Annotated in this window: 14 protein-coding genes; 8 read left to right on the top strand and 6 right to left on the bottom strand. The window is 71.8% G+C overall.

The window, feature by feature from the left end; translation table 11 throughout:
• Nucleotides 1-103: 103 nt before the first annotated feature.
• The 6 genes from WME96_RS11315 (at nt 104) to WME96_RS11290 (ending at nt 7,358) form a co-directional block, all read left to right on the top strand.
• A complete protein-coding gene (locus WME96_RS11315) occupies nt 104-1,153 on the top strand; it encodes a hypothetical protein (RefSeq protein WP_437290158.1) in 1,050 nt (349 codons plus the stop codon).
• Between the two features lie 61 nt (nt 1,154-1,214).
• Complete coding sequence (locus WME96_RS11310) at nt 1,215-2,255, top strand: hypothetical protein (protein ID WP_437290157.1); 1,041 nt, start codon at nt 1,215-1,217, stop codon at nt 2,253-2,255.
• A gap of 81 nt (nt 2,256-2,336) precedes the next feature.
• A complete protein-coding gene (locus tag WME96_RS11305; RefSeq protein ID WP_437290156.1) occupies nt 2,337-4,403 on the top strand; it encodes a PEP/pyruvate-binding domain-containing protein in 2,067 nt (688 codons plus the stop codon).
• Complete coding sequence (locus WME96_RS11300; protein ID WP_437290155.1) at nt 4,400-4,876, top strand: hypothetical protein; 477 nt, start codon at nt 4,400-4,402, stop codon at nt 4,874-4,876. The genes WME96_RS11305 and WME96_RS11300 overlap by 4 nt, the downstream gene beginning before the upstream one ends.
• A 122-nt stretch (nt 4,877-4,998) precedes the next feature.
• Entirely contained in the window at nt 4,999-6,039 is a 1,041-nt protein-coding gene (locus WME96_RS11295; protein WP_437290154.1) for a hypothetical protein, read from the top strand.
• Between the two features lie 80 nt (nt 6,040-6,119).
• Nucleotides 6,120-7,358 (top strand): CotH kinase family protein, encoded by a 1,239-nt coding sequence (locus WME96_RS11290; RefSeq protein ID WP_437290153.1) that lies wholly within the window; start codon nt 6,120-6,122, stop codon nt 7,356-7,358.
• 35 nt (nt 7,359-7,393) lie between these two features.
• On the opposite strand, the gene WME96_RS11285 is transcribed toward WME96_RS11290, so the two are convergent.
• The 4 genes from WME96_RS11285 to WME96_RS11270 all read right to left on the bottom strand — a co-directional run bounded on the left by WME96_RS11285 (nt 7,394) and on the right by WME96_RS11270 (nt 9,449).
• Nucleotides 7,394-8,158: a phytanoyl-CoA dioxygenase family protein gene (locus tag WME96_RS11285; RefSeq protein ID WP_437290152.1), complete on the bottom strand. Its 765-nt coding sequence runs from the start codon at nt 8,156-8,158 to the stop codon at nt 7,394-7,396.
• A 66-nt stretch (nt 8,159-8,224) separates the two neighbouring features.
• Nucleotides 8,225-8,773 (bottom strand): hypothetical protein, encoded by a 549-nt coding sequence (locus WME96_RS11280; protein ID WP_437290151.1) that lies wholly within the window; start codon nt 8,771-8,773, stop codon nt 8,225-8,227.
• Nucleotides 8,763-9,269 carry an RNA polymerase sigma factor gene (locus tag WME96_RS11275; protein WP_437290150.1) on the bottom strand — a complete coding sequence of 169 codons (507 nt, stop codon included), beginning with the start codon at nt 9,267-9,269 and terminating at the stop codon, nt 8,763-8,765. Before WME96_RS11275 ends, WME96_RS11280 begins: the two co-directional genes overlap by 11 nt.
• Nucleotides 9,270-9,317: 48 nt before the next feature.
• Nucleotides 9,318-9,449: a hypothetical protein gene (locus WME96_RS11270; RefSeq protein WP_267888043.1), complete on the bottom strand. Its 132-nt coding sequence runs from the start codon at nt 9,447-9,449 to the stop codon at nt 9,318-9,320.
• A gap of 164 nt (nt 9,450-9,613) precedes the next feature.
• On the opposite strand from WME96_RS11270, the gene WME96_RS11265 reads away from it, so the two are divergent.
• Together WME96_RS11265 and WME96_RS11260 are read left to right on the top strand one after the other, a co-directional pair.
• A complete protein-coding gene (locus WME96_RS11265) occupies nt 9,614-11,011 on the top strand; it encodes a hypothetical protein (RefSeq protein WP_437290149.1) in 1,398 nt (465 codons plus the stop codon).
• A 130-nt stretch (nt 11,012-11,141) separates the two neighbouring features.
• Nucleotides 11,142-12,647 carry a L,D-transpeptidase gene (locus tag WME96_RS11260; RefSeq protein ID WP_437290148.1) on the top strand — a complete coding sequence of 502 codons (1,506 nt, stop codon included), beginning with the start codon at nt 11,142-11,144 and terminating at the stop codon, nt 12,645-12,647.
• A 30-nt stretch (nt 12,648-12,677) separates the two neighbouring features.
• On the opposite strand, the gene WME96_RS11255 is transcribed toward WME96_RS11260, so the two are convergent.
• Both WME96_RS11255 and WME96_RS11250 read right to left on the bottom strand, forming a co-directional pair.
• Entirely contained in the window at nt 12,678-13,529 is an 852-nt protein-coding gene (locus WME96_RS11255; RefSeq protein WP_437290147.1) for an STAS domain-containing protein, read from the bottom strand.
• Nucleotides 13,530-13,539: 10 nt separating this feature from the next.
• On the bottom strand, nt 13,540-14,400 hold the full coding sequence (locus WME96_RS11250) for an STAS domain-containing protein (RefSeq protein ID WP_437290146.1): 861 nt from the start codon (nt 14,398-14,400) through the stop codon (nt 13,540-13,542).
• Nucleotides 14,401-14,411: the final 11 nt, after the last annotated feature.

Genomic DNA, 14,411 nt, shown 5'->3' with positions numbered 1-14,411 from the left:
CCCGCGCGGCCCGAGATCCAGAGATCGCCGGTGTTCGCGCCGGTGCGCCGCCCGTAAAAAACTTTGACCCGCGATCTCGCATGGCCACCACCTGGCCACCGAGATGTCGCAAAAACTTCTTCGAATCGTAAAATTCCTTTCCCGCGGCGCGTGGCGCGTCAGCGCCGTCGGCGGGGTCCTGGGCCTCCTGTCTGCCAGCTGCTCGACCACGACGACGGGCAACAACCCCCCGGACCCCGACGGGGCCGGTGGGTCGGATGGCTCGACCGGGGAGGGGGACTCCACGCGCCTCATCGGCGCCTTTCAGGTGCGCTCGTCGCCTGCCGCGCCCTCGGGGGACGGCGCGCCGGAGGCGGCCGGGACCACCGCGGTGCTCGGCAAGATCTACGACGGGACCACGCCCTCGCAGATCATCTGGGAGCTCGCGGCCGAGGAAGGGAGCTGCCGGCTCCTCACGCCGCGCGTCCCGTTCTGCAACCAGCCCTGCGGCGGGAGCGCCGTCTGCGTGGAGGACGACACGTGCCAGGCCTACCCGGCCGCGCACAGCGCCGGAGACGTGACGGTGCTCGGCCTGAACGTCGAGTCGGGCGAGGCGTCCTTCGTCATGAAGCCCACGGCGAACAACTACCAGCCGCCCGCCGGCGTGAAGCTCGGTTATCCGCCCGCCGACGAGGGACAGACGGTTCGCCTCGAGGCGAGCGGCGATTTCTTCAGCGCCTTCACGGTGGAGTCGAAGGGCGTGAGCCCCCTGGAGCTCCTGAACGACGCGATCAACCTCGAGCCCGACCAGGCCGTGCAGCTCACCTGGACCCCGCCGGGGCAGGCCGGCATCTCGGAGGTCTACGTGAAGCTCGATATCAGCCATCACGGGGGCACGAAGGGGATGATCGAGTGCTCCGCCGAGGACACCGGCTCGCTCGACCTCCCGGCGTCGCTCGTCACGCAGCTCCTCGACCTCGGCGTCGCGGGCTTCCCGACGATCGTCGTCACGCGCAGGGCCGTGGGCTCCACGACGATCCAGCAGGGCCGGGTCGATCTCGTCATCTCGTCCCAGATCGAGCGGTCGGTCGTGATCGCGGGGCTCACCTCGTGCAACGACGACTCGCAGTGCCCCGAGGGCCAGACCTGCCAGAGCGATCTCACCTGCAAGTGAGCCTCACCGGTTCCCGGTGCGACCAACAGCCCAGCTTAATAGAACAAAGGAAACGGAGACCATGACCATCGCTTATCGCTCTCTCTCCCTGCTGCCCCTCGCCCTCGCGCTGCTCTCGCCCGTCGTCGGCTGCTCCGGCTCGGACCCGGAGGTCTCGAACGACGGAACGACCGGCACGTCGTCGAGCGCCGGCGGCGGCACCACGACCACCGGCGGCGGCACCACGACCACCGGCGGCGGCGCCACGACCACCACCGGCGGCGGCGCCACGACCACCACCGGCGGCGGCACCACGACCACCACCGGCGGCGGCACGACCGAGAAATTCAGCTTCTTCGTGACCAGCCTCGTCGCCATGCAGCAGCTGTCGGGCTCGCAGGAAGGCTTCGGGGGCGATCTCCGCTTCGGCGAGACGGGCCCGGGCGCCGGTCTCCGCGGCGCGGACAAGATCTGCGCGGCGATCGCCGAGAAGAGCATGCCGGGCGCAGGGAGCAAGGGGTGGCGCGCGTTCCTGAGCGCCGTGGCAGGAGAGGACGGCAAGCAAGTCGACGCGATCGACCGGATCGGCGAGGGGCCCTGGTACGATCGGCTCGGCCGGCTGGTCGCCAACAACAAAACGGAGCTGCTCAACGATCGTCCCAGCGCGGCCGACGAGGCGATCATCGACGATCTGCCGAACGAGGACGGCGTCCCGAACCACCAGCCCGATCCGAGCCAGCCCGAGGTCGACAACCACGATATCCTGACGGGGACCAACGACGAGGGCAGGCTCTACAGCGCGACGGCGACGTGCAAGGACTGGACGTCCGCGGAGGGCAACAGGGACACCGAGGGGAGGCCGCGCGTCGGACACTCGTGGCCGAGGAACTTCGGAGGAGGATTCGGAGACGGCGGCGGCCCCGGCTTCCCCGGCGGCGGGCCCGGCGGCCCCGGCGGCCCCGGCGGCGATTTCAACATGGCCAACTGGATGTCGTCCCTCGACGAGTCGGGGTGCGCGCCGGGCGTGAGCCTCGTGGAGATGGGGCCGCCGCAGCTCGACGTGCCCACGGTCGGATCCGGCGGCGGTTACGGCGGGATCTACTGCTTCGCCCTGACGCCCTGACGCCCTGACGCCCTGACGCCCTGACGCAGGCGTACCGCCGCGCGCCCCCCCTCGATCAGCTTACTTGTCTCAGGAGGATTCATGGTTCATCGCAATCGCATCACGTCGATCCTCGCGCTCGCCCTGCTCGCCGCGGCGCTGCCAGGCGCGTGCGGCGGCGGCTCGCCCGACGACGTCGGCGCGACCCCGGAGGTCTGCGAACGTACGAGCGAGGACGGGTCGACGGAGTTCCTGAAGCGCGTGGGGTGCGCCGCGGACTTCGAGGCGCTCGCGTCGGCGCCCGTCGACGCCAGCCTGCCCGGCGCGCGCTCGGTCAAGGTGGTCCTGGATCGCGCCGATCAAGACGCGCTGTATTTCCAGAACAGCGTGCTTTATCAGATCCACTACGACTTCGTGTCATCGCACCTCTCCGGCGACGCGCTGCCCTACGTCCCTTCCCTCTCCGAGTTCAACGCGACCGAGTACTTCACGCCGGATCGCCGCTTCGTCCTCGGCGCGGTGACGCATTACCAGGGCCCCGACGTGTGGGCGCTCGAGCTCTCGCCCTACGACACCGCGTCTGCGGACATGATCACCGCCCTGTTCAAGGCGGTGAAGGCGGCCTCGTTCTTCGGAACGAAGCTCGCCTTCCACCCCACGTCGGAGGCCGTGGCGGTCGAGGCGCAGAAGCTCCCCGCCGACATCCCCGTGGTCAGCACCGGCGATCTCTACGCCGGGATCGACTACCAGCCGCTCTCGCTCGGCACGGCGGTGGGGCGGCTCCACTTCGCGAAGGCGGCGGATCTCGCCGACGAGTACCTGTCCCACCAGGACATCGTGGTCCTCGACGAGGCGCCCAACGACATCTCGGTCGTCCAGGGGATCATCACCGAGGAGTTCCAGACGCCGCTCTCGCACGTGAACGTGCTCTCCCAGAACCGGCGCACGCCCAACATGGGGCTGCGCAACGCGATGAACCACCCGGATCTGCTCGCGCTGAAGGACAAGCTGGTCGAGCTCACCGCGGGGCCGTCGTCCTGGAGCGTCCGCGAGGTCACCGAGGCGGAGGCCGAGGCGTTCTGGGAGGCGCACAAGCCCGAGCCCGTCACGCTCCCCGAGCTGGATCTGACGGTCACCGATCTGCGCGACATCGAGGAGGTGACCCCCGATCCGGCGGACGGCGAGCCGCTCCGGGACGCGATCAAGAAGGCCGTCCTCGCCTTCGGCGGCAAGTCGGCCCACTACTCCATCCTGGCGAGGATCCCCGAGGTCCCGATCCAGAAGGCGTTCTCGATCCCGGTCTACTACTACGACCTGTTCATGAAGCAGAACGGCTTCTACGAGCAGATCGAGGCGCTGCTCGCCGATCCGCAGTTCAACACCGACGCGGCGGTCCGCGACAAGGCGCTGAAGACGCTCCGCGACGACATGAAGAGCGCGCCCATCGACGCCGAGCTCCAGGACCTCCTCCGGGCGAAGATCGAGGCGGAGTATGCCGGGCACCCGATGCGCTTCCGCACCAGCACGAACAGCGAGGATCTCGACGGGTTCCCGTGCGCCGGCTGCTACGACTCGAACACCGGCGATCCGACCGACTGGGAGGATGTCCTCGACGCCATCCGCAAGACGTACGCGAGCGCCTGGAAGCTCCGCACCTTCGATGAACGCACGTACTACGGCATCGATCACAGGACCATCGGGATGGCGCTGCTCGTGCACCACAACTTCCCGGACGAGGAGGCGAACGGCGTGGCGCTGACCAACAACCCGTTCGACCCCACCGGGATCCAGCCCGCCTTCTACGTCAACGTGCAGACGGGCGGCGACGTCGAGGTGGTGGCCCCGCCCGCCGGCGTGACGAACGACGAGTTCCTCTATTTCTTCAACCAGCCGAACCAGCCTGTCACGTACCTCACCCACTCGACCCTGATGCCGGAGGGCCAGACGGTCCTCTCGGCGGCGCAGATCCATCAGCTCGGCGTGGCGCTCGACGCCATCCATGAGCGGTTCTCGCCCGCTTACGGCGCCGCGGCGGGCAACAGCGGCTGGTACGCGATGGACGTGGAGTTCAAATTCGACGACGACGCGAGCCCGAACGAGCCGGCGACGCTCTACATCAAGCAAGCGCGCCCCTACCCCGGCCGCGGGGCGGCCGCCGGAGCGCCGTGAGGCGGCTGCGCGCGGCGCTCGCGCTCCAGCATGCCGGCCCGGTGATCGCCCTGGCGCTCACGCTGGGGGCTGCCCTGTGGCTCCACCTGGACATCAGCCCGGGCGGGCAGGTCCTCGGCTTCGCGGTCGCCCAGCCCGGCGAGCCCCAGCAGCCCGTGAGCGCGGGCTCGCGCGCGCACGCGGTCGCCTGCGTCCCCGAGCGCGCCTCCCTCGGCCTGCGCGAGGGAGACGCCGCCGAGCTCCGCGTCCGCGGCCAGGGCGGCGACCCGATCGCGGGCACGGTCGTGGCGGTGGGCCCGCTCGTCTCCGCGCTCCCGCTGCACTGCTGGCCGACGCCGAAGGTGTCCGCATGGGGCCGCGTGGTCACGATCGCGCTCGACACGCCGGTGGCGCTCTCCCCCGGTCAGGCGTTCGACATCACGCTCGACAGCCCCCGCGGCGACGACGGAGGCCGCCTGGTACGCCGGGAATGATGAGGAAGCAGCTCGCGGTGTCAGAGGGGCAGACCTGCCAGGGCGATCTCACCTGCCCATGAGCCTCGCCGGACACGGCGTGACGAACAACGTGGCTTGATCAGGACAAGGAGACCGACACCATGGCATTTGCTTATCGCTCCCTGTGGCTCCCTCTCACCATCGCGCTGTCCTCGCACGTGCTCGGCTGTTCCAGCGGGGACATTGGCGCCTCGAGCGACGGCTCGAGCGACGGCGCGACAGACGCGTCGTCGAGCTCCGGCGGCGCTGCGACCACCGGCGGCGGCTCCGCGACCACCGGCGGCTCCGCGACCACCGGCGGCTCCGCGACCTCCGGCGGCGGCTCCGCGACCAGCGGCGGCTCCGCGACCTCCGGCGGCGGCTCCGCGACCAGCGGCGGCTCCGCGACGGCGAGCAGCAGCTCCACCGGCGGCGCGACGACGGAGCCGTTCAGCTTCTTCGTGACCAGCCTCGCGGCGATGCGGGAGCTGTCGGGCTCCCAGGACGGCTTCGGGGGCGATCTCCGCTTCGGCGAGACGGGCCCGGGCGCCGGTCTCCGCGGCGCGGACAAGATCTGCGCGACGATCGCCGAGAAGAGCATGCCGGGCGCGGGGAGCAAGACGTGGCGCGCGTTCCTGAGCGCCGCGGCAGGAGAGGACGGCAAGCAGGTCGACGCAATCGACCGGATCGGCGAGGGGCCCTGGTACGATCGGCTCGGCCGGCTGGTCGCCAACAACAAGGGCGAGCTGATCGGCGAGCGTCCCAGCGGGGCCGACGAGGCGATCGGCGATGATCTGCCGAACGAGGATGGCGTCCCGAACCACCAGCCCGAGCCGAGCCAGCCCGAGGTCGACAACCACGACACCATGACCGGGAGCAACCAGCAAGGCCGGCTGTCTGGCCCGACGGCGACGTGCAACGACTGGACGAGCGCGTCGGGCGACAGGAGCTCCGGGAAGCCGCGCCTCGGCCACTCGTGGCCGAGGAACTTCGGCGGCGGGGGCGGCGACTTCAACATGGCCCACTGGATATCGGCCCACGAAGCGCCGGGGTGCTCGCCCAGCGTCAACCTCGTGGACGCGGGAGGACCGGCGCAGGGCGCGACAGGCGTGGGATCCGGCGGCGGTTACGGCGGGATCTACTGCTTCGCCCTGACGCCCTGACGCCCTGACGCCCTGACGCCCTGACGCACGCGTCCCTCCGCGCGTGGCGCCGACGGAGGCCGCCTGGTAAGCCGGGAATGATGAGAAACCGTGGCGCTTTCCCCCTCCTTTTCCTGCCCCTCGTCGTGGCGAGCCAGAGCGGCTGTCCGGTCGACGAGGGGGCCGCGTCCGCGGTGGTGTTCGACCGGTCGGTGCTCCACAGGGTCGAGATCACCGTCGATGACGCGCATCTGAACCAGCTCGCGACGGACCTCGACGAGCGCGTGCCGTGCACCCTGACCTACGACGGCGAGGTCGTCACCGGCGCCGGCATCCGGCAGAAGGGCAACGCGCTCGTGGAGCTCTCGGAGAAGCCGAGCTTCAGCCTCAAGTTCGACGAGTTCGACGAGAAGGCGGATCTGCACGGGCTCAAGAAGCTCCTGCTGAACAGCGCCAAGCAGGACCCGACGTTCATGCGCGAGCAGGTCGGCGAGGAGCTGCACGCCCGCGCCGGGTTGCCCGCGGCGCGCAGCGTGCACGCGGTGGTGACGCTGAACGGCGTCGACAAGGGGATCTACGTCGTCACCGAGGCGATCGACAAGCGGTTCCTGAGGCGCCATTTCGGCGAGGTCAACGACGAGGGGGCGCTCTACGAGGGCCCGTGCTGCGGCGACTTCGTCGAGGATATCGACGCCGTGGAGCTCGACGGCGGGGACGACGACGGCGCGGCCGAGCTCCGCGCGCTCGCCGACGTCATCCGCGACGCGCCGGACGAGCAGCTCGCCGCGCAGGCGAGCCAGCACCTCGACCTGGATCGGTACATCACGACCTACGCCCTCGAGGCGCTGATGGGCCACTGGGACGGCTACGCGTACCGGGCGAACAACTACTATCTTTACGAGAACCCCGTGGACGGGCGCTTCGTGTTCATGCCCCACGGGATGGATCGAATCCTGGAAGACCCGTGGTTCGACACCGAGACGGCGCCCGTCGCCGTGCTCCCGGGCCGGATCCGCGAGATCCCGGCGCTCGACGAGCGCTTCCGCGCGGAGCTCACCCGCCTCGCGAGCGAGGCCTGGGACGAGGGCGCCTTGCTCGCGGTCGTCGATCTGGCGGCGCGGGTGATCGGCAACGCCAGCGCCGGCGAGGCGACCCGGGCCGATCTGCGCGAGTTCACCGCGAACGTGAACGCCCTGCGCGACGACCTGAAGCTGCGCCGCGACCTGATCGATCCCGCGGTCGCGTGCGGCGACGGCGACGTCGGGGGGCTCGAGACGTGCGATGACGGCAACACGACGGGGGGCGACGGGTGCAGCGCGAGGTGCCGCATCGAGCCGTGATCGGCGGCGCCCTCACGCCACCCCGGGACGGCCGATCACCCCGTGATCCCCACCGTGATCCCCAGCACGAGGCGCGCCGGCGGGGGCAGGAGATCGGCGTCGTCCACGAGGGTTGACGGCATGCCGCGGTGCTCCCGCGCGACGAAGCCACACTGCAGCGCGCGCCGCGGGGCGCCGCTGCGGTTGCGGGTCCCGGCGTGCCAGAGGTGGCCGTTGAAGACGAGCAACGAGCCCGCCTCCGCCTGGACCGTCGTCTCCTGGGGATGACGGCTCGCGGGATCCGCGAGATCTTTCGGCGGCCTCCGGCGCAGCTTGTGAGACCCCGGCACGAGCCGCGTCGCGCCGTTCTCGGGCACGACCCTGTCGAGGTAACACAGCGCGGTCACGACGTGGAACAGGCCCGGATCCCCCTGCGCGCCCCAGTCCATGTGCAGGCCCTGCTGGCCCAGGCCGGGCCGCGGGCAGCGCCACGCCACCGCCCCCAGCGCGAACGGCCGGCGGAGCACGTGCCACGCCGCCGCGAGCAGCCGCGGCCACTGGAGGACGCGGAGGATGGCGCCCTGGCGCTCGCCGAGGCACGCCAGCTGCTGGTTGCCGCCCTGGGCCGTGACGCCCTCGCTCCCGTCGCAGTCCGCGCGCAGCGCCTCGAGCCACGCCGGGTCGATCGCCGCGCGGAACAGGACGTGGCCCGCGTCGTCCAGCGCGCGCTTCTCGTCGGCGGAGAGCGCAGCCGGCCCCGCGCCGAGCGCGGCCAGGGCCTCCTCGAACGCGCCGTCCGGGTCGAGCGTCGGATCTCCCACGGCGCCCAGCATACACCGGCGGCGGCCGCGCTGGCCGCGGGCGCGCGGCGCGACGTCAGGGCGACATCACGCGCCGCCGCGCGCGGGGCGGAGCGCGAGCGGCGCGGTGCCGGCGAGCAGCCCCGCCGCGAGGGCGACCACGCCGCCGAAGCCGACGCAGGCGCAGCCGAGCGCGCCCGTCAGGGCGGCGACGCCGCACGCCGACGCCCACGAGGCCCCGAGCCGCTCGGACCGGCGCAGCGCGCGCGAGAGCAGCACGCCCGCGGCGATGCCGCCCGTCAGGCACGCAGGGACGCAGATCGACACGCACCCTTCCGGCGTGCACAGGTGACCGTAGACGCGCGCCGCGTGCGCCGCCGCGAACGGCACGAGCCCCGCCGCCACGCCCGGGAGCACGCCCCGCCCGAGCTGCCGCCCTCGCCAGGAGAGCAGCGCCGCGGCGACGTAGAGCGCCGCGCCGATGACCGCGGTGGTGAGCGGGCGGTCGCTCATCAGCGCCGCCACGAGCGCGATCGCGAGCGTCGGGGACGCCGCCCAGGCGGCCTGTCGCGCCCTCCCGCGCTCGTACGCGCGATAGGCCCTCTCCTTCAAGCCCACGAGCGCCTCAGGTTCCATAGATCCTCCTCCACGCCTCCCGGAGGCGGGCAAATGCGCGCTCGCGGCGCTTCCGGAACGCCGCGCCCGACAGCGAGGGGTCGCGGTCGCTCTCCAGCACGGTCGCCCGCAGCGTCTCGCGATCTGCCTCGGCCAGCGTGCCGAGCACCTCGCGCGCCGCGTCGTCGAGATCGCGGGCGATCGCCGCGTCCTCGGGCGTGGGCGCGTCGGCCGCGATCGACGGGACGAGCTCGTCCGGCGCTTCCCTGGACCGCGACCGCCGCCGCCGCGTCGTGCGGCACTCCCACGCCGCGATCGCGAGCGCCCAGGTGAGCGCGTCCGCCTCGGGATCGAACGAGCTGGCGCGGTCGAAGACCTTGAGGAGCGCCTGCTGCGCCGCGTCCTCGGCGTCCGCCTCGCCGCCGAGCATGCGGCGGCAGAACGCGCTGATCGCCGGCCACAGGGCCGCATAGACAGGATCGAACGCCGCGCGATCGCCGTCAGCAAGGCGTCTCATCGACGCGTTGAGCAGCGATCGCGCGCGCGGTTCCAAGGGCGATGGTCCTCAGCCGCAGGGGCAGTCCGGGCAGGGGCAATCCGCGCACGGACAGCCGCCCGCGAGCTGCGTACCCGCGTAGGCCGCCGTGGGGATTCCGAGGACGGCCGCGATCAGGGTCACCTTGAGCCAACGACGCATGGGCGTTCTCCTTTTCTGCTTCTTGTTCCGGTCCGGCCGGCTGTCGTCGCCTGCCTTCCTCGGCTCTAGGCGCGAGCAGGGCCGAGCGTGACACCCGCGGCGATCGAAATCCTGGCGCGCCCGTCGTTGCAGCCCTGGCGGGCCCGGCTTACCACCGGCGGCGCTTGCACGCGTTCGCTCGCATCACCCTCGCCGCCGGCATCCTCCTCCTCGTCACCGGCGTGCTCTTCCTCGCGAGCGCCGCGCTCGGCTGGCTGGGATGGGCCTTCGACCCGGACATCGGAGCGCTGTTTGGACGGGCGCGATCGCTCCAGGCGCCGGCGGGCGTCGCCATGGCGCTCGTCGGCGGGCTGCTCGCCGCGCTGAGCCGGGCCACGCTCGGCGACGAGGCGGCGGCGCGCGCCCAGCGCGATTTCGAGGTCCAGGTCCGCCGGGCGCACGGCTGGATGTCGCTCCTGCTCGGAGCGGCGGCGCTGCTCCTGGGAACGGGGCTCGCGGCGCACACCGCGCGGACCGGCGAGCTGGTGGTCGCGCTCGCCCTCGGGAGCCTGATGCTCGGCGGGAGCCTGTTTGCGCTGTGGCCGAAGGGCTCGTCGCTCCCGCGCTGGCTCGCCTGGCCGCTCGTGCTCGGGTTCGCGGGGGTCAACGCGAGCAGCGCGGCGCGCGCGGCGCTGGGCATCGCGCGGGCAGACGCCGGCTGGGAATCCCTGGGCTCCGGGCCCGCGTGGCGCTCGCCCCTCGTGCTCTTGACGCGCCGGGGGACGCTCTTCGCCACCACCCGCGGCGACGAGAAGAGCAGCCATCTGAGCCGCGACGGCGGCCGCTCGTGGGAGCGCCTGCGCCTGCCCGGCCATCCGGGGACGAGCCTGGTCGAGGACGCTGCCGGCGGGCGGATCTGGATGGCGCCGGGCGCCGGGCGCGCGCTCACGTTCTTCGATGAGGCCAGGCGAGGCTGGTACGAGGTCCCCGCGCCGGTGGAGGGCGCCATGCGAGGCCTCGCCGTCGATGAGCGGCAGGTGCTCGCGGCCTACGCAGCTGGGCTCTACCAGAGTCCCCACGACAGCGACGGCTGGACCGCGTCGCCGGAGGTCGAGCGCTGCTCGGCGCTGGCCGCGTTCCGGGACCGCCGCCTCGTCGTGGGCTCGCGCTGGCTGCTCTCGGACGACGGCGGCGAGCGCTGGCGCGAGCTCGACCGGCGTGGCGTCCCCGATCTCGCCGCGAGCGCGGCGCTCGGGCCGACGCGAGCGTACATCCTGGTGCACGGCGGGCCGATGGGCGGCGCGTGGTTCGTGGCGGTCGCCGGCGAGCGCACGCAGCTCGAGGCGGCGCCGTGCACGACGGGCTCGGCCGTGCAGGTCAACCCGGAGCGCGAGGACGAGCTCGTGATCGGTTGCTCGGGAGAGGGCGTGCTGCACAGCGCCGACGGCGGGAAGAGCTGGCGCTCGCTCGGCCTGGCGGGCGCACAGGTCGAGTCGATCGCCGTCGACTACGCGCAGCGCTGGGTTTACGCCGGCGCGCACGCCATCCTCGGGGCAAACGGCCTCTTCCGCCGGAGCTTCTGATCTCCGCACCTCCCGGGCCGCGCAAGCGCCGCTCGCGCCCAGAGCGCGCCTCGACTCCCGATTCCAGCTTTGCAGGTCATTCCGCCAGACAGGCTGAACGTGCTAGGGTGGCGCGCCTATGTCCGGCCGCTTGTGTACCGCTGCCCTCGGCGTCCTGTGGCTCGTCGGGTGCACGTCGTCGCGGCGCGACACCGGCTCGACCGCCGGCCCGGCGGGGAGCGCCGGCGTGGCGGTCGCGGAGCCGGAGGGCGCACGACCGGCGGACGCCGTCGCGCCGGCCGTCGCTCCGGCGCCCTCGCCGGCGGCTCCGGCCGCCGCGGTCGCGCCCGCCGTGGCCGCAGGGGAGCCGACGGCGCCGGCGGCGCTCGCGCGCGTGTACTCGAAGAGCCGCGAGGTGATGATCCGGGCGGCCCCGCGGCCGAAGTCCCAGTGGATCGGCCAGCTCACGATCGGCAGCTCGGTCCGGCTGAAGAGCGCCGAGCCGCTCCGGGGCGCGGGCGACTGCCCGGCGTTCTACGCCGTCGAGCCGCGCGGCTACGTCTGCGTCGACGGCGAGCGCGCCACGCTCGACGCGGCCGATCCCATGCTCCAGACGCTGGCCGCCCACGCCCCGCTGGCGGATCAGCCGTTGCCGTACCGCTACGGCGAGTCGCTCGGGCTCAAGCGCCTCTTCCAGGTGGAGGGCTTCGAGACCCCGGAGTGGCCCTCGGGGATGCACGATACGCGGCACATGCAGGTCCGCCCGCGGTCGTCGGTCGCGTGGACGCGGGAGGTCGAGGCTGGCGGAGCGACGTGGCTCTGGGCGTCGGATCTCACGTTCGTGCCGAAGGACAAGGTCAAGCCGTACGAGGGCGCCACCTTCCAGGGCGTGCACCTCACCTCCGAGGTCCGCCTCCCCGTCGCGTTCTTCCGCCGCAAGCCGCGCCCCAAGTACCGCCTCACCGAGGAGAAGCAGCTCGAGAAGACGGACGCCGTGTGGGAGCGCCTCGACAGGGTCGGGCTGACGGGCAAATCGAGGCAGGTCGGCAAGCTCACCTACCTCGAGACCCGCGACGACGGGTACTGGGTGCTCGAGCGCGACGCGGTGGTCGTCAAGCCGCGGAAATCGCGGAACCCGTGGGGGCGCCCCATCCAGCTCGGCGGCGGCGCGCCCGAGGCGGTGGCCGAGGGGCCGAGGAACACGTGGATCGAGATCGCCGCGCTCGAGGGCTGGCTCATCGCCTACGAGGGCGACCGGCCCGTCTTCGCGACGCTGATCTCGGCCGGGCGCAACGGGGCCGAGGATCCGGAGAGGACCGAGGCCGAGCCCTTCGTGCCGCCCTCGACGACCCCGCTCGGCCAGTACCGCATCAACCGCAAGTGGATCACGAAGACGCTGATCACGCCCCACGTCGACGAGGACGACTGGATCGAGGCGGAGGTGCCGTGGAGCCAGCACTTCTTCAGCAAGTACCTCCTGCACGCCGCGTACTGGCACAACAACTGGGGCGACGGGCAGAGCGGCGGGTGCGTGAACCTCTCGCCGGTCGACGCGAAGTGGCTATTTCACTGGACCGAGCCGGCCGTGCCCGAGGGGTGGTACGCCGTCCAGGTCACGCGCAAGGACCCGTCGACCCGCCTCGTGATCCACCGCTGATCCGCGGCCGCACGCGCGCTTGGCGCGCGCCTATTTCGCGGCCGGCGCGGCGCCGCCGCCCTCGCCCGTAGCGGCCATGCGCCGCATGCAGAGCTTCAGGCCGGCGCGCAGGTTGCCCACCGTCGTCACGCCCGACAGGTCGAGCCCCAGCGCGATCATCGTCTGCGCCACGTTCGACCGGATCCCCGTGATGATCCCCTCCGCCCCCAGCAGCCGGATCGCGTTGATCATCTCGATCAGGTACCCCGCTGTCCCGGTGTCGACCGCGTCCACGCCCGTGAGATCGAGGATCGCGAACCGAGCGTCCTTGTTCACGATCGCGTCGAGCAGGTTGTCCATCACCTCGGAGATCCGCAGGCTGTCCACCACCCCCACCATCGGCAGCGTCAGCACCTTGTCCCATACCTCGATGATCGGCGTCGACAGGTCGCGGATGACCCGCTGCTGCTTCTCGATCAGCTCCAGCTTGTTCCGGAGCTCTTGCTCTCGCTGCCCCGCCGCGGTGGCATCCATGGTGATGCTGACCGCGCCGGGCTCCCCGTCGTGGCGCACGGGGACGACCCATGTCTCCCAGTTGATGCCGTGCGCCTCGGTGACGGTGTGCGCCGCATGCCCTTCGATCGCCTCCCGGACGGCCTCCACCGCCTCCGGCGCGCCCGCGTAGAGCTCGTAGAAGCTCTTGCCGACGTGCTCCCCCGGCTTGATGCCGGAGACCTCCAGCCCCTTGCCGTCGTGGAACCTGAAGGTGCCCTCGCGATCGTACCTGCACACGGCGACCGGCAGGTTGTCGAGGAGGGTCCGGAGGAGCAGCTCTGCCTCTCCGACCTTCGCCTCGGGCTCCTTGTCGATCTCCGCGCCCGTCAACGGCTCCCCTGCCCCCATGATGCGACCGCTATTTCGCCGCCGGCGCGGCGGCGCCGCCCTCGCCCGCAGCGGCCATGCGCCGCATGCAGAGCTTCAGGCCGGCGCGCAGGTTGCCTACCGTCGTCACGCCCGACAGGTCGAGCCCCAGCGCGATCATCGTCTGCGCCACGTTCGACCGGATCCCCGTGATGATCCCCTCCGCCCCCAGCAGCCGGATCGCGTTGATCATCTCGATCAGGTACCCGGCCGTCCGCGTGTCGACCGCGTCCACGCCCGTGAGATCGAGGATCGCGAACCGAGCGTCCTTGTTCACGACCGCGTTGAGCAGGTTGTCCATCACCTCGGAGATCCGCAGGCTGTCCACCACCCCCACCATCGGCAGCGTCAGCACCTTGTCCCATACCTCGATGATCGGCGTCGACAGGTCGCGGATGACCCGCTGCTGCTTCTCGATCAGCTCCAGCTTGTTCCGGAGCTCCTGCTCTCGCTGCCTCGCCGCGGTGGCATCCATGGTGATCGTGACCGCGCCGGGCTCCCCGTTGTAGCGCACGGGGACGAACCATGTCTCCCAGGTGAGGCCGTGCGCCTCGGTGACGGTGTGCGTCGCCTTACCCACGAGCGCCTGCTTGATGGCCTCCACGGCCCCCGGCGCGCCCGCGTAGAGCTCGTAGACGCTCTTGCCGAGGTGCTCCCCCGGCTTGATGCCGGAGACCTCCAGCCCCTTGCCGTCGTGGAACCTGAAGATGCCCTCGCGATCGTACCTGCACACGGCGACCGGCAGGTTGTCGAGGATGGTCCGGAGGAGCAGCTCTGCCTCTCCGAGCCTCGCCTCGGGCTCATTCTGGATCTCCGCACCCGTCATCGACATCGACGTACCGCCCCCCGTCATGGAAGCCTTCT

The organism is Sorangium sp. So ce406, from assembly GCF_051474675.1.
In the GTDB taxonomy this organism is placed as follows: Bacteria; Myxococcota_A; Polyangia; order Polyangiales; family Polyangiaceae; genus Sorangium; species Sorangium cellulosum_G.
Note: the sequence above shows the minus strand (reverse complement) of the source record. Positions and strands in the feature narration are given on the sequence as shown.

Excerpts from the sequence above, each read along its gene's own strand:
- WME96_RS11315 (WP_437290158.1), top strand. The coding sequence starts at position 104 with ATGTCGCAAAAACTTCTTCGAATCGTAAAATTCCTTTCCCGCGGCGCG.
- WME96_RS11310 (WP_437290157.1), top strand. The coding sequence starts at position 1,215 with ATGACCATCGCTTATCGCTCTCTCTCCCTGCTGCCCCTCGCCCTCGCG.
- WME96_RS11305 (WP_437290156.1), top strand. The coding sequence starts at position 2,337 with ATGGTTCATCGCAATCGCATCACGTCGATCCTCGCGCTCGCCCTGCTC.
- WME96_RS11295 (WP_437290154.1), top strand. The coding sequence starts at position 4,999 with ATGGCATTTGCTTATCGCTCCCTGTGGCTCCCTCTCACCATCGCGCTG.
- WME96_RS11290 (WP_437290153.1), top strand. The coding sequence starts at position 6,120 with ATGAGAAACCGTGGCGCTTTCCCCCTCCTTTTCCTGCCCCTCGTCGTG.
- WME96_RS11280 (WP_437290151.1), bottom strand. The coding sequence starts at position 8,773 with ATGGAACCTGAGGCGCTCGTGGGCTTGAAGGAGAGGGCCTATCGCGCG.
- WME96_RS11275 (WP_437290150.1), bottom strand. The coding sequence starts at position 9,269 with ATGAGACGCCTTGCTGACGGCGATCGCGCGGCGTTCGATCCTGTCTAT.
- WME96_RS11270 (WP_267888043.1), bottom strand. The coding sequence starts at position 9,449 with ATGCGTCGTTGGCTCAAGGTGACCCTGATCGCGGCCGTCCTCGGAATC.
- WME96_RS11255 (WP_437290147.1), bottom strand. The coding sequence starts at position 13,529 with ATGGGGGCAGGGGAGCCGTTGACGGGCGCGGAGATCGACAAGGAGCCC.
- WME96_RS11250 (WP_437290146.1), bottom strand. The coding sequence starts at position 14,400 with ATGACGGGGGGCGGTACGTCGATGTCGATGACGGGTGCGGAGATCCAG.